Raw genomic sequence first — 23,461 nt, forward strand, 5'->3', positions numbered from 1 at the left:
ATTATCTTGTACTTTAGTCCCCATTCTCTAATTTCCTATGCTCAAGCAACGCAAAACCACAGTTCCTCTATTGATAGGTGTTTCCGTTTGCGCTCTGGCGATCGGAGCTTTTGCACCGGTGACAAAGTGGATTGGATTTGGTTCGTCTGTGAATCAGAATCCCCAGGATACGGCGATCGCGGAGGCGGAAGTTAGGACTTTGGTATCGCTCTCGCCAATAGAGCGATCGCAGAAGTTGGAAGCGATCGCACAACAGCCACAATCTAAGGCTCGTAGCGAAGCGCGTTATCTGCTGGCGAAAGATTTAATGGCAAAGGGAGAAGCGGCAAAAGCTCTCACTTTGTTAGAGAGATTAGAGCAAGATTATCCGATTTTAGCATCTCACATTGTGATGCTACGCGCCCAAGCTTACGAAGCAGCAGGTGAAGCAGGTAAAGCTGAAAATACTTGGCAGGATTTGCTCAAACGCTATGAGAACGATCCAGTGGCGGCTGAAGCTTTGTATATTTTAGGAAAGACGCAGCCGGAACATTGGGACAAGGCGATCGCGCAATTTCCGTCTCATCCCCGCACTATAGAAATGGCGCGATCGCGGCTGAAAACCAATCCCAATCAGCCAGAATTGCTATTACTGATCGCCAAACATGGCTTGTACCTCAAAGATTACGGCTCAATAGTAGAAACCTTAGCCCAGAAATATTCTGCCTTCTTGAAACCCGAAGATTGGGAAGCGATCGCCTTCGGCTATTGGGAGAAACAGGATTACGGCAAAGCTGCGATCGCCTACGCCAAATCTCCCCGCACCCCCCGCAATCTCTACCGTAAAGCGCGAGGTTTATGGTTAGACGGAAAAATACCTGAATCTAAAATTGCTTATAAACAACTGATAACTGAATTTCCCGATGGAGGCGAAGACACCGCTTTAGGTTTAATCAGAATTTCGCGGCTTTCCGAACCCAAAGAAGCTTTAGTTTACCTCGATCGCGCTATTAGCAAATTCCCCGATCGCGCACCCGAAGCACTGTTAGACAAATCTAAAATTCTTGACAAGCAAGGAAGCGAAAAATTAGCCTCCCAAACTCGTCAACTGTTGCTACAAAAATATAACAATTCAGATGCCGCCGCTGAACTACGGTGGACGATTGCCCAACAAGCCGCGAAGGCGGGAAATTTAAAAATAGCTTGGCAACAAGCCAGAGATATAACCAATAATAACCCCGATAGCATATTAGCACCAGAAGCAGCATTTTGGGTAGGAAAATGGGCGCAGCGAATCGGTCGTCAGGAGGATGCACAAAAAGCATTTGAATATACCATCGCCCGCTATCCAGAATCTTATTTTGCTTGGCGTTCTGCGGTATTTCTGGGTTGGCCTGTAGGAGATTTTACCACAGTGAGAAGCTTATCTCCCAATGTAGTCCCACTCGCTCAAAGACCAGAACCTCCCGTCGGTTCTGAAGCATTAAAAGAACTCTATCAATTAGGTCAAGATCGTTCGGCTTGGACGCTATGGCAAGTTGAGTTTAAAAATCAGATGAAGCCGTCAATACCGGAACAATTTACTGATGGTTTGATGCGAATAGGAGTAGGAGATAATCTAGATGGACTGTGGATGATTTCAAGTTTACGGCAACGAGAAGAACCAGAGGATAAAAACCAATATTTATCCTTAAGACAGCAACCTGCTTACTGGCAAGCATTATACCCATTTCCCTACTTAGAAACAATTGTCAAGTGGTCGGGAGAAATGCGTTTAAATCCAGTATTAGTTACCGCCTTAATTCGGCAAGAATCGCGATTTATGCCAGGGATTAAATCAGCAGTCGGCGCAACTGGTTTAATGCAGGTTATGCCAGAAACAGGGGATTGGATTGCTAAGCAAATTCAACTCAAAAACTATTCTTTAGAGAATGTAGACGACAACATTAAACTCGGCACTTGGTATCTCGATCACACCCACGATGAGTACAAGAATAATTCAATGTTAGCAGTAGCCAGTTACAATGCCGGGCCTGGTGCAGTCGGAGATTGGTTACAGAGATTTGGCTTTAACGATCCCGATGCTTTTGTGGATAAAATTCCCTACGATGAAACTAAGGGATATGTGAAGTCTGTGTTTGAGAATTACTGGAATTATTTAAGGATTTATAATCCCGAAATAAATCAGTTGGTAGCACAGCATAATGCAGCGAAGCAACAACCAACTAAACCTTAATCCCGACGGAGGTTAAAACCCCTGTCGGACTCAATGTTTACGTTAAGCTACAATAGCAATAAATACAGAGGTTAATCTATGACTTATAATTCCCCAGAAGAATACATCGAAGCCATGCGAACTATTTTGAATAGCGGCGATTTTGCAGGAGCACAGCAGCTATCATTTAAAGCCGTTGAGCATTACCCCGATCATGCTGAAATTAAGAAGATCGCTCGCATCTTAGCACCATCGGTAGTTAGAGTCAGTAAACGCCCCCCAGATCGAGATACGCTGGTCAATCAAAACTGGATCAAGCAGAACCGGATGCAATATCGGGGAAACTGGATTGCTCTGAAGGATGGTAAGCTATTGGCTATTGGGAAAAATGTTGATGAATTAGTGGAGCAGGTAGGTGATATAAAGGAAAAACGTATATTTGTGACAGCGATTTATTAATGGTACTGTTTTTTCCAAATGGGGATACTTTTGCAACGGGGGCGATTCGCTAGTTGCTCTTACTCCTTAGTTATAAAAAAGTTTACTGCAAACCATCCCATTAACATACCTATTATTATAATAATTGTATTTGAAGCAAGCAACAAAATGTTTTTGAAAAGCCCTGCGGAATATATATTTGCGTAGTCTTTCCTTACTACACACATTGTTAAACATACTGACACTTCATAAAAATAGATCAAGATTGCCGGAGTCATAGAAATTAAAATAACATCAATAATAGTAATATTGCTATCTAAAAAATAACGTAATAATAAAGAAATTAAAGCAATTATAATATGAAAAAAGAAGACCAATAAATAGCCAAATAAAAAACTTGAATTTTGAGCGATCGCATCAATTACTCCCGATCTTTTTTGATAGGAATATATATCTTCAAAAAAATCGAGAGGTGGTGTAAGTATAAAAAAAGTTAGGCGATGAAATATTATCAATTTAAAGAGTAAGGCTACTCCTACAATCAAGTTTGAGAACAACTGGCTACTCATAAGTAGGTGGACATAAATAAACGCTATAAATTGTATCGCTTCCGAGAAAACAGTATCGCTTAAATCAGCATTAGTAAAATTCACCTGATCTGCCATTGCGTAAGCTAAATCTGCACCGTGTAAATTTGCTTTTACCATTACAGAAGCACTCATAATTGCTCCTCGTAAATCGGCATTACTAAAATTACTTAACTCCATGTTAGCATTAGAAAATTCAGCCGATCGCAGCATTTGACCAGAAAAGTCGCGGCGCGTGAGTTCAGCATTGCTATAAGATAAGGGAGGAGCGTAATATTTAGATTGAGCTTGGGCTGGTAGCGACCAAGTTAAAAGAAAGAGTGCGTAGGCGTAGCCCACCGTAAGTATCGCCAATACCGCTAGTTTCCGAATTATCATAAGTCTGTTTTCCTTGCAAGTAGATATGGGAGTAGTGTATGCCGAACTCAGCTCAACGGCAAAAACGGGTAAAATCATCAATAGTAATGATGAACTTCTAAAAAGCTATGCTAAATTTTGCTTTAACTTGGCTAGTTGCAGCCGTTTCACTGGTAATTACTGCCAATATCGTACCAGGTATTGCGATTAGTAGTTTTCCTGCTGCTTTGGTAGCTGCGGTTCTGGTCGGTTTCGTCAATGCGATTGTGAGACCGATTATCACACTTTTGACACTACCTCTCACAATTCTTTCTCTGGGTTTGTTTTTGTTGGTGGTGAATGCGATCTCCCTGTCTATGGCAGCATGGTTGGCGGGAGTATTCGATATTGGCTTTAAGGTTAGCGGTTTCTGGCCTGCATTTTTCGGTGCGATCGTTCTCTCTTTTGTTTCTGGATTGATCGGCAGTTTTGTGAATGTGGATAGGACTGGGATCGAATAAACGTTACGGATTGAAAGAGTTAGTCAGTGCGATCGCTTTATTCTGTTTCTGCTGAGGCGATCGCAACTGTCACCGCACCCCCCCTAGCCCCCTGTTGACAATCGGAACGAAAGATTTGTTTAGGAACTAGGAGGTTTTTTTTTGAACCGCAGATCGAAGCAGACGATCCTGGATAATGATTAGATATCTGCTTGTATCTGTATTCGTCGGCACTCGATAATTCTAGGTTAATTGTAGCACAAATAGCTGCCGCTTCTGCTACACTGGGAACACCGATTGATTGAGCAACAATTTTTGAAGGGTTGGGTACTTGAATTGAGTTTAAAACCTTAGCAGAGAAGGTTTTTAGTTGCCAATTCCGCCCTTGACAAAGTTCTATTAATCCAACTTCATCAGCCTTAGTATCAATAGTAGCAATGCCTGCGATCGTACTTTCTGCTAAATCATAATTGCGGCATACTTGTTTGATAGCAGATTCTATCACGTCTCTAGAAGTTCCGCTTTGGCAACCTATTCCTATCCATAAAACTCTACAATGCTGTTGCACTTTTGGGATATCCAAATCAGGAGGCAGGAGGCAGGAGGCAGGAGGCAGAAGGAGGATGTCGGTTGTTTGAAGTTCACTCAACAATGCAGATTGTATCAATAATTTGGATAATTGGGATAAATAATCAAAGGGATGACTAACCAGGATTTTGTATTATAGCAACCGCTTTGGCGGTTAAATTCATGAAACCATTGATTCTCTATCTCTTCTTCCCCTTCTTACCCTAGCCCCTAGCCCCTAGCCCCTAGCCCCTAACCGCTGAAAGCGGTTTCTATAAGTCTTTTTCGCAAGTCGGATACTCCTTGAAGGTTAGCAATAAAAAAACGCCCAACTCTCAATAGTCAGGCGTTTTACCGATTCCCAAAAAACAAATTAATCCTGTTGAGATTGGGAAAGATTTGATTGGATCGAAACCACTGCCACAGGTTGCGTCTGACTCAAAACAGCCTGTAATATGGGAGTGCGATTGACAGAACTGTTGGCTAAAGTCAATATCGGATTAGCCAAAATTCCCGCTAAGGATGTGGCAATTAATGTCAAAATCAGACTGACTTGTAAAGGTCGCATTCCGGGAAGAGTCCAGTTAGCTTCTGGATAATTCTTGACCGAACTTGACATTTCTTGAGGTTCCTTAACTACCATCATTTTTACTACTCGAATATAGTAGTAAATCGAGACTACAGTAGTAATTAACCCCAACAATACTAAGAGGTAAAGACCTGCTTGCCAGCCTGCCCAAAACAGATAAATTTTGCCGAAGAAACCGGCTAGGGGCGGAATGCCTCCCAATGATAGCAGGCAAATGCTTAAACACAAGGTTAAAAGCGGATCTTTTTGATACAAACCGGCATATTCGCTAATTTGGTCTGTACCAGTTCGTAGGGAGAATAAAATCACGCAGGCGAAACCGCCTAAGTTCATAAATAGGTAAACCAACAGATAAAATATCATGCTGGAATAGCCTGCTTCACTGCCTGCGATCAAACCGATCATTACGAATCCAGCTTGTCCGATGGAGGAGTAAGCTAGTAGCCGCTTCATGCTAGTCTGGGCGAGGGCGACGACGTTACCCAAAACCATGCTGAGTATGGCGAGGGCGGTAAAAACTAAGTGCCACTGTTCTGTAACTAGGGGGAAAGCGGTAGTGAGGAGGCGGATGGCGAGGGCGAAACCGGCCGCTTTGGAACCGACGGAAAGGAAGGCGACGACTGGTGTGGGTGAACCTTCGTAAACGTCTGGTGTCCACTGGTGAAAGGGGACGGCGGAGATTTTGAAGGAGATGCCTGCGATCGCGAATACTAAGGCGATCGCTAAACCGAGGGAGTTACCGCTATCAGCAGCAGCAAGGCCCTGGGCGATCGCGGTTAATGTGGTTTCCCCTCCCGATAATCCGTACAGCAAGGAAAGAGAGTATAGAAATACCGCCGAAGAAGCGGAACCAATTAGCAGGTATTTCAATGCTGCTTCGTTGGAACGCGGGTCGCGCTTGGTGTAACCTGTCAGCAGGTATGATGAGATACTGAGAGTTTCCAGCGAGACGAAAATCATCACCAATTCGTCGGCCCCACAGAGGAACATCCCCCCCAAGGTAGCGGTAAGCAAAATGCTGATGAATTCTGCCAAGGATGTACCCGTTTGCTGGATGTAGCGTACCGACATCAAAATAGTAACAGCGGCAGAAAGGGCAACAATGCCGCGAAATGCAATACTTAGCGCATCGCTGTTGAAACCGCCGAAGAATGAAATCGTGTTAGTGCTCTCCCACTGGTAGCAGAGGGCCGCGATCGCAGCGAGTAAACCAGCAACGGCAACGTAGGGAGTCCACGCTGAGGAACTACGGCCTACGATCAAGTCGCCGCAGAGCACTACCAGGAGGGTGACGATGACTATTCCTTCTGGCAAGATGGTTCCAGCATTTAGCTGGGCAACAAGAGTAGCAAAATCCATATTTTCAGCCAGGTTATACAGTAGTACAGACTGAAAAGCCTGCAATGGCGGTGAATTTGTTAAAAATTCTTAACCAAACTGGATTGTAACCTGATTTGGATTTTAGTCTCTACAACTTACTCTCTACAACTTATCGATCGCCTTTTTTGCCTTATCTGCGATCTCTTTTGCAGTTTGCTTGGCATCTTCTACCACATGGCGGGCGGCGGATTCAGCTTGTTTGGCCTTACCTGTTGCTTGGTCTTTTTTGCTACCTGTGATATTTCCCCAAACTTCTTGGAGTTTACCTTCAATGTTTTTGCCAACGGCCTTTGCTCTATCTTCAGTGCTCATGTTGGACTCCTTATACCGATTAATTATCCTATCAGTAAGTTGAGCTTACCATAACTTAGGCACTCTCATCTTATAATTTTATTAAGAAGTAAATTATCCTCTCATGCAGGAATGACCTATTATTACGATCGCAGAGAAGAAATCGATCGCTACACTGCTGAAAGTCGAGCCATTGTGGAAGAATTAAAGCGCAATAGTCCACCATCTCCGTTACAAGAAAAATTGAGTGCAATTAGAGGTGATGAGAAGTTATAATGAAACTACCGAATGGCAATCATGCAGAAATTTCTCTGCAAAAGCTAGTTGGCTACTGCTTAAATCAAGAGCACTCTAGTGGAAAGCACAAAGCTAGAGTCTTTGCCTCGGTTTTGGGAATCACCGCTAATAATGCAGAGGTTTTGCGAGAGCTTATTCAAAAAGCAGCGATTGAAGGTGAAGTTATCCAACAAGATACTACTGATTTTGGGCAACAGTTTAAGGTTGATTGGATTGTACCCGATACGTCAGGTATTGAGCTGCGGACAATCTGGGAAGTTACTACAACTAATTCTAATCCTCGTTTAATTTCAGCTTTTCTTAAACCATGATAAAACACTTTAAACTTTTGGATTCTGTTGCTATTCTCAAGCCTGTGTCAAATACGAGATTAACGCTAGTGGAACCAGAATACGCATCTATCTCTAGTTTGCCAGTAGGACTTGTGGGAACTATTGTTGAAGTGTATGATACAGGAAATGACTATCAATATTTAGTGGAGTTTGCTGATAATCAAGGGATTGAATATGCTATGGCTATTTTGAAAGAAGATGAAATTTTAGTTCTGCAATATGAACTCGCAGTTGCTTAGAAAGCAGTGGTTCTACACACATATCTCGAATTGCCGCTATTTTTTTAATTTATTCTAAAGTATCTGTTGGGATTTCAATCGAGACTATTTCGGAGATACGTGACCGCAATTGCATTTTTATTTCTGTTTCAGGATTGTTCATATAATTTCCGTTAAGTTTGTACAGCAAATTCCTCTGGATCGATTCCCCAATTTACCCACCGAATAGCCTCCCTAGCTGATTCTACATCAGGCGGTACGCGCAAAACATGAAGGTATCCGGTACTAGGACAAGTCATCTTTAACAAATAAATTGCCTCAATATCGACATTATTATCTATTTTTAACAGCGTGTATTGTTGCCAAGTATCTAACTCTACTGCTGCCAATTCTTGGCAAATTCTATCATAACCTATTCCTTGAATTAGCACTCGTCGAAGTTCGGCGTTATCCTCCGATAATAGCCATTCTGAACGCCACTGTTGAGGGTGAAATTTTCCGTATTTTTCAGGTAATCTCACGCCATGATAGGCGTACACGCTGAAACCATCAGCAAATTGAATTGCGGGCGATCCTTCTGCGTGGAGTCGCTGTTGAGAGTCTAAGGAAAGGATGCGGGGGCGATCGCACACATAGCAAATTTCTTCTAAAGTATAAATCCAGCCACAATTCTCGGCTAGGGATTGATACAATTCCCATTTATACTGACTTTTTCTAGAAGATAGTGTTAAGCCGGAAATACAGTAGTCCATTATTGATGCTTCCTCAGCCAAATCCTCCTGCATAATTACTCCCCAAAAATATGCTTCTATTTCTACTGCTTCTTCCTCCGTTATTTCGCCTATAATTTCATTGCCAATTTGAATACTAAAACACGAATCAAATTCTATTGTAAACAATTTTCCTATTTCCTCCCATAGTTTAATATTTAACTGGCTTCCCAATATTATTTTGATTGCAATCCTAACTTCAAGGCGAATTAAATCATATAGGGAATAAGGTAAACTGCCGAGCGATAAGAGATTTTGATGGGCAGCACAAGGACTATCAAAGAAAATAATTTTTGGCTCTTGTTGACCGATCGCAGCATAGATAGCTTTGACTGCATCAGCGGCTTTCTCGCGGTTAATTGGCTCAGTAGAAAGCGCGATCGCTCTCCATTTTTCCCGATAGACTGGAATCAAAGCCTCTTGCTCAGGTGTAAGCTTGTCAATCATAAATTACTGTTTTTACTCTAAATTGACAATCATATTTTTAGAGAATTGCAAACTCGATTAAGTTACATTCTTCTGTCTAAGCCACACCATAGCTGGTAAACTGTCTTGCATAGGGAGGCTGAAGCCCCAAAACAATATCTTCCCGTGCCACACCCATCAGCACTAAATTTTCAGCAATCAGTTCATCAGTTTGATTGCGCTGAATCCAGACTTTTCCATTTTGGATATCTAAATGAATCAGACAGCTATAAATCCGATGGTGGCCTTCCCAACCTAAGTCCACTAATTGATAATGATCGTGTTCAGTGTCACATAAAACCTGTACTTCAATATCGCCATTGATGGGTTTAGTCTTGCTATATTCCATCAGGAAAGTACGCACAATTTGCCGATATTCAGCTAGTCTATCCATTGCACAATCACCTCATTCGTAGGGTCATATATTAACAGCTTCAATTGATACTCAATCATCGCTGCTTGGGGTAAAGCACGATAGAAAAATGAATTGTATGCAGCGATCGGAATTGCCAAATAAAGCGATCGCGACGGCTCTAGTCTCCTAAGCGCTAAGCGATAATTCAGAAATTGACCGAGGGCTAAGTGGAAATCAAACATCGCTGATTCACTCAGAAAGCTTTTAACCTCCACTGCAATCTGCTGCAAACCACGCTCTGCGGCTAAAAGCTGTTCTGCTCCCAAGTCAATACTAAGCCGATCGTCTTCGCCAAACTTTAGCCTTAGTGGATCGTGGGTAATTACCCAATTATCCTTCTGGAGAGCAGATATCACAGATTCATGGAAGACATCCCTGGCAGACATAAATTTTACTGAAAGACTTAGCTCCCATACAATTTTGACTATAATTTAGCGCAATTTCCCGCAATCAAGGTAAGCTGAGGCAGCTTTTGCCAAAAAACTAGCCCCCCATCACCTCCCACACGATCGCTCGGCATTAAGTTAAAAATTGAGATAGCGTGAAATGAGGTAGCCTCCGCCTTGGCAAAAAGCGATCGCTCCCTTGCCTACCGCTTGACATCCGGCTTAAACGATCGCTCAGTTGCAGTAAGGCTTTTAGTCCGTCGAGAACGAGATATTGGTACGATAGTATAATACTATTGCCTCATACCCTACTTACACGAGGAAAATACATGGTAACTACGCTCGAAATTGACAAAACTCTTCTTCAAGAAGCCCTCGATCTGAGTAACCATCCAACACCTACTACATTAATCGAAGCGGCTTTACGCGAGTACATTCAGCGTCGTAAACAACTAAAAATATTGGAATTATTTGGTACTATTGACTACGATGAAGAGTATAATTACAAGCAACAGCGACAAACGTTATGAATGTTCTTGTTGATAGTTCCGTTTGGTCGCTGGCTTTGCGGCGCAACACAACAAATGATGCGATCGCTAACGAGTTTTAGCGTAAGTTATAATCAAGATCGATGTGTCCCGGTTAATCTCGTATGACTACACAATCTGCTTCGCGTTATGTAGCACGTCACCCTGAAATTTTGCAGGGGGAACCAATTATCGCAGAAACGAGAACTTCCGTTCGTGCGATCGTAGAATTGTGGCGTTTGGGTATTACTCCTGAAGAAATCCCGATGCACTTACCTCATCTGAAATTAGCTCAAGTTTTTGACGCACTAAGCTTTTATTTGGATAACCAGGAAGAAATAAATACTTATATTGAGCGTAATCGAATTCCTGAAGAATTGATTCATCCTGCTGTTAAAGCTGCAATGAAAAAACTGTGAAATTATTTGCAACTATTTATACAGATGAAGATGTTTCTAAGCTTGTAGCTACTTTGCTACGGGCTAGGGGTTTTGATGTGACGACAACGAGCGAACAGGGAATGCTGAGTCAATCGGATAGCCAACAATTAGCTTATGCTACATCTATAGATCGATGTTTGCTCACTCATAATCGTGTGGACTTTGAGCGATTACACTTAGAATATATGACAGAAGGACAGGAACATTCTGGCATTATTCTGATTCCTCAAAAGAGTGCCTATGAAATTGTCCAACGGGTTGCTATTTTGTTAAATACGTTAACGGCTGATGAAATCGCCAATCAGCTTTTATATGTGTAAAGCGATCGCGCTTTGAGGTTGGGGATGGGAGAGGCGCGTAGGCGTATTCAGTCGCAGGCATCGCGACAAAATAGTAAAATAAGTTTAACACTTGAAAAATGAAGATTAGGTTACATTAAAGTGTAATCAACAAGACCGCTTTTGCACCGTAACGCACAGGAATCAGTGCCATGTCTATTTCTAAACCTGAAAAGCCACAGTCTTTAAAACCGATTAATTCCACCGATCTGCAAATGCGAGCGATCGCCTACAGTTTAGATACTTTAATTCCAGGGTTCTACATTTGGCTAGGTGCCATCAAAATTCGGATTGGAGGTAGTTTACCAGAAGACAGTTATCCGGGGACAATTCACAGTCCAATTGGCATTGCTTTAGTGTTCCCTGGCTACCGGATTTATAGCACTTATCAAGGTAGCTATGACCCTTGATAAGCATAAGCTTGATGGTATCCCTCAAATTACTGTGAAAACTTTGCTATCTACAGAATTTGAGTTAATTCTATTGACAGCAGGTTACGCTAAAATTGGTACTGCTCCGGCTCAGGGAAATCGCTTGAAAGTGTGGTGGACTCATTCTACTTTTAGACGCATTGAAGCTATTTACAGTCCTGATGGAACTGTTGCTATTACTGCTTATCATGTTTAGATTTGTAGTTAAAAAAAACTAGAAGTTTTTATTGATTGATGAAGGGCGATGATCGATAAACAATCTTAAACTCATTAGGCAACTGTTTCAAAATCTGACAAATCGCGGGCATAATCCAGGCAAGCATCTATCTGTTCTTTAACTAGATTGGGAAACTCAGAAATAATGTGTTCGACAGTATTACTTGATGCTAAATAACCTAAAATGAGACTAACGGGAATTCTAGTTCCTCTGATTCTTGGTTTACCTCGCAATACATCGGGGGTACTGACGATATGTTCTCTCCAGTTTACGGGCATAATTCTTCCTTTTTGACTCTGATAACTTATATCTTAACATTGTAGCTGTAAATATTTGAGTCCGATATTGATAAGGATTTGAAATGGCGATCGCGCTTGGGATTGGGGATGGGAGAGGCAGGGCTGTTTCATTCTCAGGTTCAATTTGCGATCGCGGTGTTTCCAAAGCCTCTCCCAGTAAGCAAAACAGGAGTTTTTAATAATTTCTGCCTTCTTACTAGGAAATATCGCCTAAAACCCTTGATTCGCAATGGCTAAAGCCATTGCAAAATTTGAGAATGAAACAGCCCTGATGGGAGAAGCGCGATCGCGCTTGGGAAGGAAAGAGCGATGCCTGCGGCTGTCTAAGCCTATGCGCTTTGAGATTTGGGGATGGGAGAGGCGCGATCGCTTAACGACTGCTGGAAATGGCCTGTCATTAAATTAATAGTAAAACTATCTCTTTCTAGCATTTTAATTGTTAGATACTCGCCAATGGCTGACATCCTGGTTGCTTGATCTGGTAAAGCTTCACTAAATCTGATCGCTCCTTCCGGGTTGAAAATCAGCACTTCCTCTTGAGTCAGTACAGCGGTAACACTGTCTAAACTTAAGATTTGAACGATGTAGGTAGTGAATGGTAACGCTACAATAATGCGACCATCAAGCAGATTAATAGCCGCTAACTTTTCGTCTACTCCAATCCAAAGTTCACTGCCATTTTGTGATACTTTGATGATTGGTTCAATTAGGTCACTTCTCCAACTGATGCCGTAGTATCCCAAGCTTATACCGAGGTCGATAGCTGCAAATTTGTGAGCATAATCGTGGGCAATTACCCTTCTGGGGCTATCAATTTTCTCAAATTCTGATCTGTCTATAATTTTAATTTTCATGGTGTTTCCTCTTCGTATATCATAGGGATAATAGATGTAATTTGAGGGATGGTGTCTAGGTTGCCACCGGGGTAAAAGTAGCAAACGAGAATAGCTCCTGTTGCTTCTGTACCAATTGCTTCGACTTTCCGAGTGATGTTGAGTCCATGTTTGGTGGGTTTCCTATACTTGATGACTTCTGGAGCATTTAATCCCTCAGCAAAGATTTGTAGTAGGCGATCGCGCCCTCCGGTTGTTTCATCAATTCCTAGTCTATTTAATTCTTTCAAGTTCTGCAACGAACGCTTTGTATTTTCGGGGTCTGAGGTAACTCGACCAAAAAAAAAGTCAAATTTGCTGGCTCTAACTGTGAATCCTGTACCTTGAATCACTTTATCCATTGTGGAAAGGTTGACCACTCCTAAAAATATTGCACTTAATGTATGATGGTATCATAACAGAACATTGGGAAATTAACTCAACTAATTCTAATCCTCGTTTGATTTCAGCTTTTCTTAAACTATGATTAAATGCTTTAAACTTTTGGATTCTGTTGCTATTCTCAAGCCTGTTTCAAATACGCGATTAACGCTAGTGGAACCGGAATATGGATCTATTGAAATTTTAGTTCTGCACTATGAACTCGCTGTTGCTTAGAAATGTATGGGAATAGAAGTTAGATAAAAGCGATCGCATCTTGTAAAAAAGAGCGATCGCGCTTGGGATTGGGGATGGGAGAGGCGCGTAGGCGTAGTCTGTCGCAGGCATCGCGACAAAATAGTAAAATAAGCTTAACACTTGAAAAATGAAGATTAGGTTACATTAAAGTGTAACCAACAAGACTGCTTTTGCACTGTAACGCACAGAAATTAGTGCCATGTCTATTTCTAAACCTGAAAAGCCACAGTCTTTAAAACCTATTAATTCCGCCGATCTGCAAATGCGTGCGATCGCTTACAGTTTAGATACTTTAATTCCAGGGTTATACATTTGGCTAGGTGCGATCAAAATTCGGATTGGAGGTAGTTTACCAGAAGACAGTTATCCGGGGACAATTCACAGTCCAATTGGCATTGCTTTAGTGCTCCCTGGATACCAGATTTATAGCACTTATCAAGGTAGCTATGACCCTTGATAAGCATAAGCTTGATGGTATCCCTCAAATTACTGTGAAAACATCGTTTCCTTTAAGTTTGTACAACAAATTCCTCTGGATCGATTCCCCAATTCACCCACCGAATAGCCTCCCTAGCTGATTCTACATCAGGCGGTACGCGCAAAACGTGAATGTGTCCGGTACTAGGACAAGTCATTTTTAACAAATAAATTGCCTCAACATCGACATTATTATCTATTTTTAACAGCGTGTATTCTTGCCAAATATCTAACTCTACCGCTGCCAATTCTTGGCAAATTCTATTATAACCTATTCCTTGAATTAGCACTCGCCTAACTTCGGCGTTATCCTCTGATAATAGCCATTCTGAACGCCACTGTTGAGGGTGAACTTTTCCGTATTGTTCAGGTAATCTCACGCCGTGATAGGCGTACACGCTGAAACCATCAGCAAATTGAATTGCTGCCGATCCTTCGGCGTGGAGTCGCTCTTGAGAGTCGAAACAGAGTATGCGGGGGCGATCGCATACATAGCAAATTTTATCATAAGGAAAAATCCAGCCACAATTCTTGACTAGGGATTGCACCACTGACCATTTTTCATCTTCGTATTTAAAGTTTAATATCGAAATACAGAAGTCGTAATAACTACATTCACGAGCCCATGAGTCAGGTTCAATAGAATAATAATAGTTACTCCCAAAAAGTGGTGTACCTAATTGCCGGGGTAGTTCGTCTACCAGTTGCCTAGAGAATCCACTTCCTAAAGCGTGATTGAATTTTTTTAAAAAATTTCTCCAGTTTATGCAATTTTGCAATTTGCCTTGTTGCTTGTATAGCTCCGTATTTAACTCGTAGAATTCCACCCTGCGCTGATACTTCAATTCACTCTCTTCATCGTTAAGAATAGCATTTAAAGGTTCATACGGACTGCTACTAAAAATAAATTCTGGAGGTTTCACGTCCAGCAAAGCATAGGCAGCTTTGACTGCATCAGCGGCTTTTTCGCGGTCAATGGGTTCAGTAGAAAGCGCAATCGCTCTCCACTTTTCCCGATAGACTGGAATCAAAGCCTCTTGCTCAGGTGTAAGCTTGTCAATCATTTTTATTACCTTTACTCTAATTGTTCAAACAATCTCTCCAAATCTCCATAGTCATAAGGTGGGCGTTTACGGACGGCCACAATATCTATCAACTTATCTGGTTCCGTAATTGCATAAACTATCCGCCAATTATCTATACGTTGCCGCCATAGTTCCCGATCAAAATTAGGTGTATCTAACAATTTACTGTTAGAGGGACGCGGATTTTCCCCTAACTCTCTAATGGCTTGCCTAACTCGCTGCCGTATATTGCCAGGGAGATTTTTGATTTCTTGAAATGTTTCTGGCGCGATGTAAACAGTGTAATTGCTCACTCTAACTCCTGCTCTACATCATCCCATTTCAACCAGCCGGCAGACGTGCGATCGCCCCCCGCAGCTTTCAAATTAGCAAATGCTTTCTGTGCAATTTGTGCATCTTCCAAATTCTCTAACCATTCAATCAACACATCCCAATCTTCGGCACTCAGAACAGCTAAATGCTTTCCTTTGACAGTGACAAATTGGACAGAATGTAAAACTTCCAGCCCAGTCATGCAAATCGCTCCCATACAATTTTGACTATACTTTAGCGCAACTTTCCCCATAAACTAGAATCAGCGCATCTTCCTAAACCCGATCCTTCAAACCCGCCGTCAGTCACAATTTCCCCCAATCTAAGCTAAGCTGAGGCAGCCTTTGCCAAAAAACTAGCCCCACATCACCGATCGCCCCATTACCTCCCACACGATCGCTCACCATTAAGTTAAAAATTGAGATAGCGTGAAATGAGGTAGCCTCTGCCTTAGCAAAAAAAGCCATTGCTTCGAGCCGACCCCTTGACATCCGGCTTAAACGATCGCTCACTAGAAATTACTAGCCTCGCCGCTATCCTTAAAAGATGTGCTATGTCAACCCTCGTCATCGTCGAATCTCCTACTAAAGCCCGCACCATTCGCAACTTCCTGCCCTCTACCTACCGCGTAGAGGCATCAATGGGTCATGTGCGCGACCTCCCATCCTCCGCCGAAGAAATTCCCGAAGCCGTCAAAGGAGAAAAATGGGCGCAATTGGGCGTAAACGTGGAAGCTGACTTTGAACCGCTTTACGTTATCCCCAAAGATAAAAAGAAAATAGTTAAAGAACTCAAAGACGCACTCAAAGAAGCCGACGAACTTATTCTGGCTACTGACGAAGACCGCGAAGGTGAAAGCATCTCCTGGCACTTGTTGCAAGTCCTCCAGCCCAAAGTCCCGATCAAACGGATGGTCTTTCACGAAATTACCCGCGAAGCCATCCGCAGCGCCTTAACTCACTGTCGCAGCATCGACGATCGCGTAGTGCAGGCCCAGGAAACGCGGCGAATTTTGGATCGGCTGGTGGGTTACACTGTTTCTCCTCTGTTATGGAAAAAAATCGCCAGAGGCCTATCAGCGGGGCGGGTTCAGTCAGTTGCAGTCCGGCTTTTAGTCCGCCGAGAACGCGATCGCCGCGCTTTCCGCCAAGGGAGTTACTGGGATTTAAAAGCAACTTTGACTCCGCCTAATGCCAAGAAAGGGCAAAAGGGCAGTGAATTTGATGCCAAACTCGTTACCGTCCGCAATGTGAAAGTTGCCACAGGCGCTGACTTTGATGAAAGTACGGGGCGTATTGCTGCCGGCCGCAATGTGTTGTTGCTGAATGAGGAAGAGGCTAATGCGTTGCGCGATCGCCTCCTAGATAAACCCTGGAATGTTGCCAACATCGAGGAACGGCCCGTCACCCGCAAACCCTCGCCACCCTTTACCACCTCGACTTTGCAGCAGGAAGCTAACCGTAAACTGCGGTTGAGTGCCAGGGAAACCATGCGAGTTGCCCAAGGCTTGTACGAACGGGGTTTTATTACCTATATGCGGACTGACTCAGTGCATTTGTCCGAACAAGCGATCGAGGCCGCCCGCAGTTGCGTTCAAGCACTCTACGGTAACGAATACCTCAGTCCCCAACCGCGTAAATACACTACCAAAAGCAAGGGCGCACAAGAAGCCCACGAAGCGATTAGACCCGCAGGTAGCACTTTCCGCACACCCCAGGAAACAGGGTTAGAAGGTCAAGATTTCCGAGTTTATGACTTAATTTGGAAACGTACAGTCGCCTCGCAAATGGCTGACTCGCGCCAAACTCACATTACCGTACAGTTGCAGGTAGAAGATGCAGGGTTTCGATCCTCCGGGAAACGCATCGACTTCCCCGGTTTCTTGCGGGCCTACGTGGAAGGTTCCGACGATCCGGATGCAGCTTTGGAAGACCAAGAGGTAATTTTACCGCCTTTGAAAGTAGGCGATCGCCCTAATTGTACAGAATTAGAAGCGATCGGTCACGAAACTCAACCCCCCGCCAGATTTACCGAAGCTTCTTTAGTTAAAACTCTAGAAAGTGAAGGCGTTGGTCGTCCCAGTACCTACGCCAGCATCATCGGCACAATTATCGATCGCGGCTATGCCAAGTTAGTAGCAAATGCTTTAATTCCTACTTTCACCGCCTTTGCAGTCACGGCATTGTTGGAAAAACATTTTCCTGACTTGGTAGATACTAGCTTTACTTCTAAAATGGAAGCAACACTAGATGAAATTGCCACCGGCGAAGCTCAATGGTTGCCTTACCTGCGAAAATTTTATCTAGGCGAAACTGGTCTACAAACATTAGTTAAAAGTGGCGACACTGAGATTGATGCTAAACTTGCCCGGACTGTAGAATTAGAAAATTTACCCGCCAAAGTCTGTATCGGCAAATTCGGCCCTTACATTGAGGCAGAAAGTCCCGAAGGCATGGTGACAGCTTCTATTCCTGGTGATTTAACACCAGCAGATTTAGATCCCGAACAAATTCAAAATATTCTGCGGCAAAAAACCGAAGGCCCAGAAAAATTAGGAATGCACCCGGAGTTAGGGGAACCTATCTACATTCTTGTCGGAAATTACGGCCCTTACGTGCAGTTAGGTGTAGCAACTGAGGAGAATAAGAAACCTAAACGGACTTCTTTACCAAAAGGGGTGACAAAGGAAAATGTCACGATAGAAATGGCCGTTGGTTTACTATCTTTGCCGCGCAATTTGGGGTTACACCCAGAAACGGGGGCAAAAATTCAGGCAAGTTTAGGGATGTATGGGCCCTATGTAGTTAGCGATCGCGGTAAGGAAGGCAAGGAATATCGCTCTTTGAAAGCTGGCGATGATGTAATCACAATTACTCTAGAACGTGCTTTAGAGTTGTTAGCACAGCCAAAAGCTAGTCGGGGAAAAAGTAGCAAAACTGTCGAACCTTTGCGAGTTTTGGGTAATCATCCCGCCGATGGCGAACCAATCAATGTTTATGATGGACGTTACGGCCCTTATGTGAAACATGGCAAGATCAATGCTTCTTTACCGAAGGATGAACCTGTGGAGAATTTTACCCTAGAAAGAGCGCTCGACCTTTTAGCCGCTAAGGAAAGTTCCGGGACAACCTCTACTAGCAAGTCGAAGAAGTCAACTAAGACAACTACGGCCGCTAAGTCCTCAACTGCGGCTAAGACAACTACTAAGAAAGCGACAACTACAACGGCGACGAAGAAGAAAGCTAAGTAAGTTATTAACCTGGTTTCTTTCAAGGAACCAGGTTATTTTACAGTACAAATAAAGAGCGATCGCTCTTACCCAACTACTTGAATTATTTTACTAGACAGGCTAGAATTTAGAGATATATCTGTCTACAAGAACTAAAGAGGCAAAAACCAATGACAAGACAAGCAACGACAAACACCAGTGAAAGCCGTCCCATAAGTGAGATAGTTGCTGAAATTGCCAAAAGAGAGCTAGCTCAACTTAATCCAGATTACCGAGTAGCTTTCCATGAGGTCGGTGCAGCCGCAGAAACAGAGAAATCTCTTAGATTCGAGGAGCTTTCTGCGGAAGAGCAAGATGCTATTCGCAATGCTCTAGTTAGGGCGGGTGGTGTCAGTGCATAATGTATGAATAATTATCTCAACCAACTAAGATAGAACAATCTCTTCCTTGCTCCAACATCAGACTAACTAGAAGTAATATAAAGGATGCCCTATAGAATTGAAGCTTTCCCCGTATCAGAAAAACTGGAATACCTAGAACAAAATGATAACGAGATTTATCAACTGATCTGGGCTGAACTGAACAGAATATCACTATACGTAGAAAATTTTAGAACTGGCAGCCCAGAAATACTTAGAGTTTTCGCTGTAGGAAAGTATAGAGTTATTTATGCTGTAGATCATAAATACACGCTGCTTATAGTTTTGGAACTTTTAGAGATGCCACCTCCATCACCTCTGGGCTAATATTGTTTGAGTTGTGCTACAGCAGTTTCTAATTCTTCTGATTCATAACGCCCTGACTCTACCTCTAATGCAGCCCCATCGATTGCATCTGGATAAGCTTCTTCTAAGGCAAGGCGTAACTCTTGAGGTATCAAGTAATAACCACCTGCTTTACGTCGCTTATTCTTGCTCTGAATTTGGCGTGATGAATTGCGAATTGAAATATCTCAAGAGCGAGTTGTACGATTTTCTACCTGCTGTATTATTAGCAGTATATCACAATTGGTATTAATTCAAAAGCAGAAAGCGAAAGAGAATAATTTATCTTTCCCTTCCGCTTTTTGATTAAATTAAATAACCATTACAGACTGTCTGTTTTATTGAGGCTGACCTGGCTTATTCCCCTGACGAGAAGAGCGCATTTCCTGAAGTTTTTGCTTTTGCTCAGCAGTCAGAATCGCATCCATCTGACTCTTTGTATTTTCCCGAATCGCTTTGAGTTGCGCTTTTTGAGCTTCACTCAAATTCAGGTTAGGCTTTTGTCGTTGTTGCCGAGCTGTACGCAGTTGTTCTTTTTGCTCTGGAGTGAAAATAGCATCCATTTGTTGGCGGCTAGATTCTCGAATTTGCTTCATTTGTGCCTTTTGAGCATCAGTCAAATTCAGTTGATTAGATTTCGCTCTCGCTCCACCTGCTCTACCTGGTTGAGCATCAGTAGCAACGGCATTATTGGTAAATGCAGGAATTACAGGAGCAGCAGCAATAATTAAGGCAATTACTCCGGGCAGAAATAACAAATGTTTCTTCATTTTGATCGCTGTGATAAAATTTAAGTGGTTGGTGTAAACCAGCCTGTTTGCTTGTTGTATTCTTTTAGACAGGGTGAGGTTGGGGAAAGGTTCACTGTTCGGAAAAATTTGTTTTTTCTGTGACTTGAAAGATAGATCACCATTGACCTTGAGTGCGAAACCCGATTAATAATGGCAGGCTTTATTAAGTAGGACTTAAGCTTGGCTTCAGAAACCGGGTTTTTGAGATCGTATGTGGGTAAGGGCGAAGTATTTTCGTAAAAAAACCCGGTTTATGAGGTTGGGTGCGTAAGCCCTGTTAAGCCTACTGAGTGTATGCTGGCTTTTCAGGAAGATTCCCAGGAATGCACGCAATTAAATTAATGCAATCAATCTAAAGGCAGATATTTATAGTATTTTATAAATCTAATTAGAGTACCCTAAACTACAACCAACGATAGTTTATTCCTCATTTTGTTTAAGCTAGTCTTGAAATATAAAGCAAAGATTTTTTTTGAATAAATACTCAGGAGTAACCTCATGTCTATTAGCAAACAAACACCTACAGACGAACGCATTGAAGAAAATATGGAAGCTCCTCACTACGATCGGGGAATTACTCCGGCGGAGACAGCAGCGCGTCAAGAGCGTGAGGGAGAGGGTTTTATGCACATTCGCACAGAAACAGATTTACAAGATTCCAATATTGACGAGCCAGCCGATCCTGATGCTATTCGGACTACGGATGGTTACACCGTAGATAAAGAGGGTTTAGTCAACAATTATGCGATCGAACCCGAAATGTACATTAATGAACCCGGCGACTTGCGGGCAAAAGAGGAAGCAGAAGCTCGCGAGCGTGCCGAAGCAATCAAAGCACTCAAAAAAGACAACGACGAAACTGGAAAGCTGACAATGGAAGAGGACGCGCGCGGTAAAGGGCCGGGAGTTATCTAGGGTGAATAGTTAACAGTTAACAGTTAACTGTTAACTGTTAACTGTGGCGAATTTTACATCAAACCTGCGATTTCGTAGAGCCTTTTAACGAGAGTCAAAATTTTAGAGCCGTACTGCACATCAGCCGCCCAGCGTCCGCTAAGCTGATCTACTAAAGGAGCAATTCCCCGTGTGACAAAGCGAAATCGGGGATCGACAAGCTCCTGCACTAATGGCTCTGTGCTGGCGTAAGCTTTTAAATGTTGAATGTGAGCTCTTACGCCAATTCTGGCACTAGGAAAAGATGCAGTTTCCGTAGAACCTCCTACAGAGCCCAAAGCGGCAAAATTATTTTGAGTCGGGCGGATTTCTCCGCCAAATCGCAGGAAATTAGTTTCTAGGCACATTTGAGAAAAGGCAAGATCGTAGTTAACGCCCTCAATAGTCCCTTCCTCTCGATAAAGCTTAGCTATATCGGGAAAATTATTTAAAACATTCTCGTTATTCGTCTTTAAAAACATCATTAACTGCACTTCAGTTGCACTTCCTGGTGTCATAATTTTGTCGATGTTACCCGGATCGATCTTAAAGTTAGACCGCAAAACTACAGCGCGGTTGGGATTGTCCCAAGTCACGGAAATATTAAAGTCTCGCAGTTCAATTGCTTTGACATAAACGATGTTTTTGTAGTTGACGCGGTTAACTCTGGAAAGCTTAGATAAGTCAATTTTCAATCTATCTACTAAATCAATGGGGATGTAGGAATTGCCATTAATTAAAACTCCCTGCTCTCCATAAATTTGACCGTTGATGTTGATTTTGATCGGAAAATATGTATTGGGGGGGGGAGTGGGGATGGAACCGCCTGTAATCCACATTGACAAACCATCAGCGATTCCCAAGGCGATGTCGCGGCGGCGAGTTTGAATTAAGGCGCGATCGTCGGGGTTAGTGAGATAGCCAATTTCAAGTAGTACCGAAGGAATGAGAATCCATCGGCAAAATATCAATCGCCCCAAACCAGTAGCGCTGTCTGGTTTCGCTCCACGATTGGGCAATTGGGGAACCCGCCGCAGCAAGGCCATGATTAGCATTTCAGCATCAGCTTTGCGTTCGTTATTGGCTGCAATGTAAAAAATTGTTGCGCCGCGAACAGAAGGGTTAGAAGCCCCGCTAGCTTGGATTTCTAAGGCTAAATCGCCTTTGCGAGAGCGGGCGTTAATCCAGTCAATAGTTTGTTCTTGAGAGAGTTCGTCGGGTGCTGCTATAATTTCGACAGCTCGCGATCGCAATTCAGCTACCACCAAGTCGCGAATCAGGATCATTTCCTTGGCTTCTGTTGTACCACCTGCGATCGTTCCGGGATCTCTTGCTCCATTTTCAAAGCCACCGTGAGCTGCTGATAAAAAAATTCTAGCCATATCTTTTGGATTTTAGATTTTAGATTCAACTAAGTCAATTTAAAATGTTATAGGAATATTTGATAATTTGTGAACTATATTTTTTTGAGCGAACCGCAGAGGCGGCACAGGGGAAGAGTCACAGCAGAGATGATGTTTTTTATAACTGATTTGGGGTAGCTCCCAGTATTTTATTGACCATTCGTTCATTGAATCTCTTGATTAAGTTTCCTCTGATACGCCCGTCGAAAGTGGACTAATTAGTGATGGGTCAAATGGTAGGTAATTACTGTAGGTTGATTGACCTATAAAGTATTGCCAATATTGGTTTTCGCGAAGTTGTTTTACTGTTTCAAGCGTTCCGATGCTCAGGAAGAAGGGAATAGGTAAGTCTTAACCGCCAAGGCGACATCAGACGCGATGCCTCCGACTGGCTACGCCTACGATTGCTTCCACCCTCTTTGATTGCCTCCTGCCTTCTGCCATATTGTAAAGTTTTGAGACAAGCACTCACGTTATCTCTAAAAAATCTGTATCATAAATTACAGAATTAATTTTTCTGCGCCTTCGCTTTGTGTTGAAGCCTACAACCTCACCTTGGCGCAGCCCGTTCGCCCCATAAGGATTAATTATGAAACTTCAATCAGATATTCGCGCTTGGCAACCGCCAGCAAGTATTGTAAACGCAGGCGTGTGGGATAAATTTCGCGATCGCTCTACCTCAGCTTCACCCAAGTTTGCTCCCTCCACCTGGGTCAAATTATTTAACCCTCCGACAGCCTTCAGCTTTGATGAAGCTTGGCTTTTGTGCCAATATTCTGAAGATAAATGGCTAGCTTGGATTCCTGACTATGGCGAAATTTTGCTCGGCATTGATGAATTTTGTAGCCAGATTTAGATTCAGTCTCAAAGTAAAAAACGAAATTATTTGGAGGATGGGTTGAGCGCTTTGGGAAACCCATCCTACTCTTGCGATTTGTT

At 42.9% G+C, this 23,461-nt stretch carries 34 protein-coding genes and 1 pseudogene; 17 read left to right on the top strand and 18 right to left on the bottom strand.

Going from position 1 to position 23,461, the window contains the following annotated elements:
- Window positions 1–37: 37 nt before the first annotated feature.
- Window positions 38–2,215: a lytic transglycosylase domain-containing protein gene (locus OSCIL6407_RS0127860; protein ID WP_007356240.1), complete on the top strand. Its 2,178-nt coding sequence runs from the start codon at window positions 38–40 to the stop codon at window positions 2,213–2,215.
- 78 nt (window positions 2,216–2,293) lie between these two features.
- Entirely contained in the window at window positions 2,294–2,653 is a 360-nt protein-coding gene (locus tag OSCIL6407_RS0127865) for a DUF5678 domain-containing protein (RefSeq protein ID WP_007356239.1), read from the top strand.
- A gap of 59 nt (window positions 2,654–2,712) precedes the next feature.
- Here OSCIL6407_RS0127865 and OSCIL6407_RS0127870 read toward each other — a convergent pair whose 3' ends face one another.
- Window positions 2,713–3,675 carry a pentapeptide repeat-containing protein gene (locus OSCIL6407_RS0127870; protein WP_456077498.1) on the bottom strand — a complete coding sequence of 321 codons (963 nt, stop codon included), beginning with the start codon at window positions 3,673–3,675 and terminating at the stop codon, window positions 2,713–2,715.
- A 29-nt stretch (window positions 3,676–3,704) separates the two neighbouring features.
- Between OSCIL6407_RS0127870 and OSCIL6407_RS0127875 the strand changes: the two genes are divergently transcribed.
- Window positions 3,705–4,076 carry a phage holin family protein gene (locus OSCIL6407_RS0127875; RefSeq protein ID WP_007356235.1) on the top strand — a complete coding sequence of 124 codons (372 nt, stop codon included), beginning with the start codon at window positions 3,705–3,707 and terminating at the stop codon, window positions 4,074–4,076.
- 37 nt (window positions 4,077–4,113) lie between these two features.
- On the opposite strand, the gene OSCIL6407_RS31345 is transcribed toward OSCIL6407_RS0127875, so the two are convergent.
- The 3 genes from OSCIL6407_RS31345 to OSCIL6407_RS0127890 form a co-directional block, all read right to left on the bottom strand.
- The gene (locus OSCIL6407_RS31345) at window positions 4,114–4,623 is read right to left on the bottom strand and encodes a cobalamin biosynthesis protein (RefSeq protein ID WP_267879571.1); all 510 of its coding nucleotides are present in this window, start codon (window positions 4,621–4,623) and stop codon (window positions 4,114–4,116) included.
- 372 nt (window positions 4,624–4,995) lie between these two features.
- Window positions 4,996–6,570, bottom strand: coding sequence for an NAD(P)H-quinone oxidoreductase subunit N (locus OSCIL6407_RS0127885; protein ID WP_007356232.1), 1,575 nt, complete (start codon window positions 6,568–6,570; stop codon window positions 4,996–4,998).
- A 123-nt stretch (window positions 6,571–6,693) separates the two neighbouring features.
- Window positions 6,694–6,903, bottom strand: coding sequence for a CsbD family protein (locus tag OSCIL6407_RS0127890; RefSeq protein WP_007356231.1), 210 nt, complete (start codon window positions 6,901–6,903; stop codon window positions 6,694–6,696).
- A gap of 111 nt (window positions 6,904–7,014) precedes the next feature.
- Here OSCIL6407_RS0127890 and OSCIL6407_RS35690 point away from each other — a divergent pair, with 111 nt between their 5' ends.
- The 3 genes from OSCIL6407_RS35690 to OSCIL6407_RS0127905 are packed head-to-tail and all read left to right on the top strand — an operon-like array spanning window position 7,015 to window position 7,750.
- On the top strand, window positions 7,015–7,158 hold the full coding sequence (locus OSCIL6407_RS35690) for a hypothetical protein (RefSeq protein ID WP_007356230.1): 144 nt from the start codon (window positions 7,015–7,017) through the stop codon (window positions 7,156–7,158).
- Window positions 7,158–7,490: a DUF6883 domain-containing protein gene (locus tag OSCIL6407_RS0127900; protein ID WP_007356229.1), complete on the top strand. Its 333-nt coding sequence runs from the start codon at window positions 7,158–7,160 to the stop codon at window positions 7,488–7,490. Before OSCIL6407_RS35690 ends, OSCIL6407_RS0127900 begins: the two co-directional genes overlap by 1 nt.
- Window positions 7,491–7,507: 17 nt before the next feature.
- Window positions 7,508–7,750, top strand: a complete 243-nt coding sequence (locus OSCIL6407_RS0127905; protein ID WP_234708764.1) for a DUF4926 domain-containing protein — start codon at window positions 7,508–7,510, stop codon at window positions 7,748–7,750.
- Window positions 7,751–7,902: 152 nt separating this feature from the next.
- Here the strand turns inward: OSCIL6407_RS0127905 and OSCIL6407_RS0127910 are convergent, their stop codons facing one another.
- The 3 genes from OSCIL6407_RS0127910 to OSCIL6407_RS0127920 all read right to left on the bottom strand — a co-directional run bounded on the left by OSCIL6407_RS0127910 (window position 7,903) and on the right by OSCIL6407_RS0127920 (window position 9,765).
- Window positions 7,903–8,946 (bottom strand): DUF6745 domain-containing protein, encoded by a 1,044-nt coding sequence (locus tag OSCIL6407_RS0127910; protein WP_007356226.1) that lies wholly within the window; start codon window positions 8,944–8,946, stop codon window positions 7,903–7,905.
- Between the two features lie 76 nt (window positions 8,947–9,022).
- A complete protein-coding gene (locus OSCIL6407_RS0127915) occupies window positions 9,023–9,358 on the bottom strand; it encodes a XisI protein (protein WP_019487943.1) in 336 nt (111 codons plus the stop codon).
- On the bottom strand, window positions 9,346–9,765 hold the full coding sequence (locus OSCIL6407_RS0127920) for an element excision factor XisH family protein (protein ID WP_007356224.1): 420 nt from the start codon (window positions 9,763–9,765) through the stop codon (window positions 9,346–9,348). The genes OSCIL6407_RS0127915 and OSCIL6407_RS0127920 overlap by 13 nt, the downstream gene beginning before the upstream one ends.
- Window positions 9,766–10,094: 329 nt before the next feature.
- Here OSCIL6407_RS0127920 and OSCIL6407_RS0127925 point away from each other — a divergent pair, with 329 nt between their 5' ends.
- The 5 genes from OSCIL6407_RS0127925 to OSCIL6407_RS0127945 all read left to right on the top strand — a co-directional run bounded on the left by OSCIL6407_RS0127925 (window position 10,095) and on the right by OSCIL6407_RS0127945 (window position 11,697).
- The gene (locus OSCIL6407_RS0127925) at window positions 10,095–10,295 is read left to right on the top strand and encodes a type II toxin-antitoxin system VapB family antitoxin (RefSeq protein WP_007356223.1); all 201 of its coding nucleotides are present in this window, start codon (window positions 10,095–10,097) and stop codon (window positions 10,293–10,295) included.
- 122 nt (window positions 10,296–10,417) lie between these two features.
- Window positions 10,418–10,711, top strand: coding sequence for a DUF433 domain-containing protein (locus tag OSCIL6407_RS0127930; RefSeq protein WP_007356222.1), 294 nt, complete (start codon window positions 10,418–10,420; stop codon window positions 10,709–10,711).
- Window positions 10,708–11,052, top strand: a complete 345-nt coding sequence (locus OSCIL6407_RS0127935; RefSeq protein ID WP_007356221.1) for a DUF5615 family PIN-like protein — start codon at window positions 10,708–10,710, stop codon at window positions 11,050–11,052. Before OSCIL6407_RS0127930 ends, OSCIL6407_RS0127935 begins: the two co-directional genes overlap by 4 nt.
- A gap of 170 nt (window positions 11,053–11,222) precedes the next feature.
- Window positions 11,223–11,480 carry a hypothetical protein gene (locus OSCIL6407_RS0127940; RefSeq protein WP_007356220.1) on the top strand — a complete coding sequence of 86 codons (258 nt, stop codon included), beginning with the start codon at window positions 11,223–11,225 and terminating at the stop codon, window positions 11,478–11,480.
- A complete protein-coding gene (locus OSCIL6407_RS0127945; RefSeq protein ID WP_007356219.1) occupies window positions 11,470–11,697 on the top strand; it encodes a hypothetical protein in 228 nt (75 codons plus the stop codon). Before OSCIL6407_RS0127940 ends, OSCIL6407_RS0127945 begins: the two co-directional genes overlap by 11 nt.
- A 74-nt stretch (window positions 11,698–11,771) precedes the next feature.
- On the opposite strand, the gene OSCIL6407_RS0127950 is transcribed toward OSCIL6407_RS0127945, so the two are convergent.
- From OSCIL6407_RS0127950 to OSCIL6407_RS0127960, 3 genes are all read right to left on the bottom strand, one after another.
- The gene (locus tag OSCIL6407_RS0127950) at window positions 11,772–11,996 is read right to left on the bottom strand and encodes a DUF433 domain-containing protein (RefSeq protein ID WP_007356218.1); all 225 of its coding nucleotides are present in this window, start codon (window positions 11,994–11,996) and stop codon (window positions 11,772–11,774) included.
- A 350-nt stretch (window positions 11,997–12,346) separates the two neighbouring features.
- Window positions 12,347–12,871 (bottom strand): hypothetical protein, encoded by a 525-nt coding sequence (locus tag OSCIL6407_RS0127955; protein ID WP_007356217.1) that lies wholly within the window; start codon window positions 12,869–12,871, stop codon window positions 12,347–12,349.
- Window positions 12,868–13,251: a hypothetical protein gene (locus OSCIL6407_RS0127960; protein ID WP_007356216.1), complete on the bottom strand. Its 384-nt coding sequence runs from the start codon at window positions 13,249–13,251 to the stop codon at window positions 12,868–12,870. The genes OSCIL6407_RS0127955 and OSCIL6407_RS0127960 overlap by 4 nt, the downstream gene beginning before the upstream one ends.
- A gap of 476 nt (window positions 13,252–13,727) precedes the next feature.
- Between OSCIL6407_RS0127960 and OSCIL6407_RS0127970 the strand changes: the two genes are divergently transcribed.
- Window positions 13,728–13,985: a hypothetical protein gene (locus tag OSCIL6407_RS0127970; RefSeq protein ID WP_007356214.1), complete on the top strand. Its 258-nt coding sequence runs from the start codon at window positions 13,728–13,730 to the stop codon at window positions 13,983–13,985.
- Between the two features lie 52 nt (window positions 13,986–14,037).
- On the opposite strand, the gene OSCIL6407_RS0127975 is transcribed toward OSCIL6407_RS0127970, so the two are convergent.
- The 4 genes from OSCIL6407_RS0127975 to OSCIL6407_RS35000 all read right to left on the bottom strand — a co-directional run bounded on the left by OSCIL6407_RS0127975 (window position 14,038) and on the right by OSCIL6407_RS35000 (window position 15,893).
- On the bottom strand, window positions 14,038–15,069 hold the full coding sequence (locus tag OSCIL6407_RS0127975) for a DUF6745 domain-containing protein (protein WP_007356213.1): 1,032 nt from the start codon (window positions 15,067–15,069) through the stop codon (window positions 14,038–14,040).
- An 11-nt stretch (window positions 15,070–15,080) separates the two neighbouring features.
- A complete protein-coding gene (locus OSCIL6407_RS0127980) occupies window positions 15,081–15,383 on the bottom strand; it encodes a type II toxin-antitoxin system RelE family toxin (RefSeq protein ID WP_007356212.1) in 303 nt (100 codons plus the stop codon).
- A complete protein-coding gene (locus tag OSCIL6407_RS0127985; RefSeq protein ID WP_026103884.1) occupies window positions 15,380–15,604 on the bottom strand; it encodes a hypothetical protein in 225 nt (74 codons plus the stop codon). Before OSCIL6407_RS0127985 ends, OSCIL6407_RS0127980 begins: the two co-directional genes overlap by 4 nt.
- Before the next feature lie 103 nt (window positions 15,605–15,707).
- On the bottom strand, window positions 15,708–15,893 hold the full coding sequence (locus tag OSCIL6407_RS35000; protein WP_148288942.1) for a hypothetical protein: 186 nt from the start codon (window positions 15,891–15,893) through the stop codon (window positions 15,708–15,710).
- A gap of 62 nt (window positions 15,894–15,955) precedes the next feature.
- Here OSCIL6407_RS35000 and topA point away from each other — a divergent pair, with 62 nt between their 5' ends.
- From topA to OSCIL6407_RS0128005, 3 genes are all read left to right on the top strand, one after another.
- Window positions 15,956–18,652: a type I DNA topoisomerase gene (topA, locus tag OSCIL6407_RS0127995; RefSeq protein ID WP_007356210.1), complete on the top strand. Its 2,697-nt coding sequence runs from the start codon at window positions 15,956–15,958 to the stop codon at window positions 18,650–18,652.
- A gap of 149 nt (window positions 18,653–18,801) precedes the next feature.
- On the top strand, window positions 18,802–19,032 hold the full coding sequence (locus tag OSCIL6407_RS0128000; protein WP_007356209.1) for a hypothetical protein: 231 nt from the start codon (window positions 18,802–18,804) through the stop codon (window positions 19,030–19,032).
- An 84-nt stretch (window positions 19,033–19,116) separates the two neighbouring features.
- Window positions 19,117–19,377: a hypothetical protein gene (locus OSCIL6407_RS0128005; RefSeq protein ID WP_007356208.1), complete on the top strand. Its 261-nt coding sequence runs from the start codon at window positions 19,117–19,119 to the stop codon at window positions 19,375–19,377.
- On the opposite strand, the gene OSCIL6407_RS38205 is transcribed toward OSCIL6407_RS0128005, so the two are convergent.
- Both OSCIL6407_RS38205 and OSCIL6407_RS0128015 read right to left on the bottom strand, forming a co-directional pair.
- Window positions 19,374–19,511, bottom strand: a complete 138-nt coding sequence (locus tag OSCIL6407_RS38205; RefSeq protein WP_007356207.1) for a hypothetical protein — start codon at window positions 19,509–19,511, stop codon at window positions 19,374–19,376. The genes OSCIL6407_RS0128005 and OSCIL6407_RS38205 overlap by 4 nt on opposite strands.
- A gap of 222 nt (window positions 19,512–19,733) precedes the next feature.
- Window positions 19,734–20,165 (bottom strand): Spy/CpxP family protein refolding chaperone, encoded by a 432-nt coding sequence (locus tag OSCIL6407_RS0128015; RefSeq protein WP_019487948.1) that lies wholly within the window; start codon window positions 20,163–20,165, stop codon window positions 19,734–19,736.
- A gap of 519 nt (window positions 20,166–20,684) precedes the next feature.
- Between OSCIL6407_RS0128015 and OSCIL6407_RS0128020 the strand changes: the two genes are divergently transcribed.
- Window positions 20,685–21,101, top strand: a complete 417-nt coding sequence (locus OSCIL6407_RS0128020; RefSeq protein ID WP_007356205.1) for a hypothetical protein — start codon at window positions 20,685–20,687, stop codon at window positions 21,099–21,101.
- Window positions 21,102–21,154: 53 nt separating this feature from the next.
- Here the strand turns inward: OSCIL6407_RS0128020 and tftA are convergent, their stop codons facing one another.
- Together tftA and OSCIL6407_RS37385 are read right to left on the bottom strand one after the other, a co-directional pair.
- Entirely contained in the window at window positions 21,155–22,501 is a 1,347-nt protein-coding gene (tftA, locus tag OSCIL6407_RS0128025) for a hormogonium tapered terminus morphoprotein TftA (protein ID WP_007356204.1), read from the bottom strand.
- A gap of 166 nt (window positions 22,502–22,667) precedes the next feature.
- A pseudogene (locus OSCIL6407_RS37385) lies at window positions 22,668–22,852 on the bottom strand (transposase); the annotation flags it as partial.
- A gap of 259 nt (window positions 22,853–23,111) precedes the next feature.
- Between OSCIL6407_RS37385 and OSCIL6407_RS0128030 the strand changes: the two are divergent.
- Complete coding sequence (locus tag OSCIL6407_RS0128030) at window positions 23,112–23,378, top strand: hypothetical protein (RefSeq protein ID WP_019487949.1); 267 nt, start codon at window positions 23,112–23,114, stop codon at window positions 23,376–23,378.
- Window positions 23,379–23,461: the final 83 nt, after the last annotated feature.

This window comes from Kamptonema formosum PCC 6407 (assembly GCF_000332155.1).
Lineage (GTDB): Bacteria > Cyanobacteriota > Cyanobacteriia > Cyanobacteriales > Microcoleaceae > Kamptonema > Kamptonema formosum.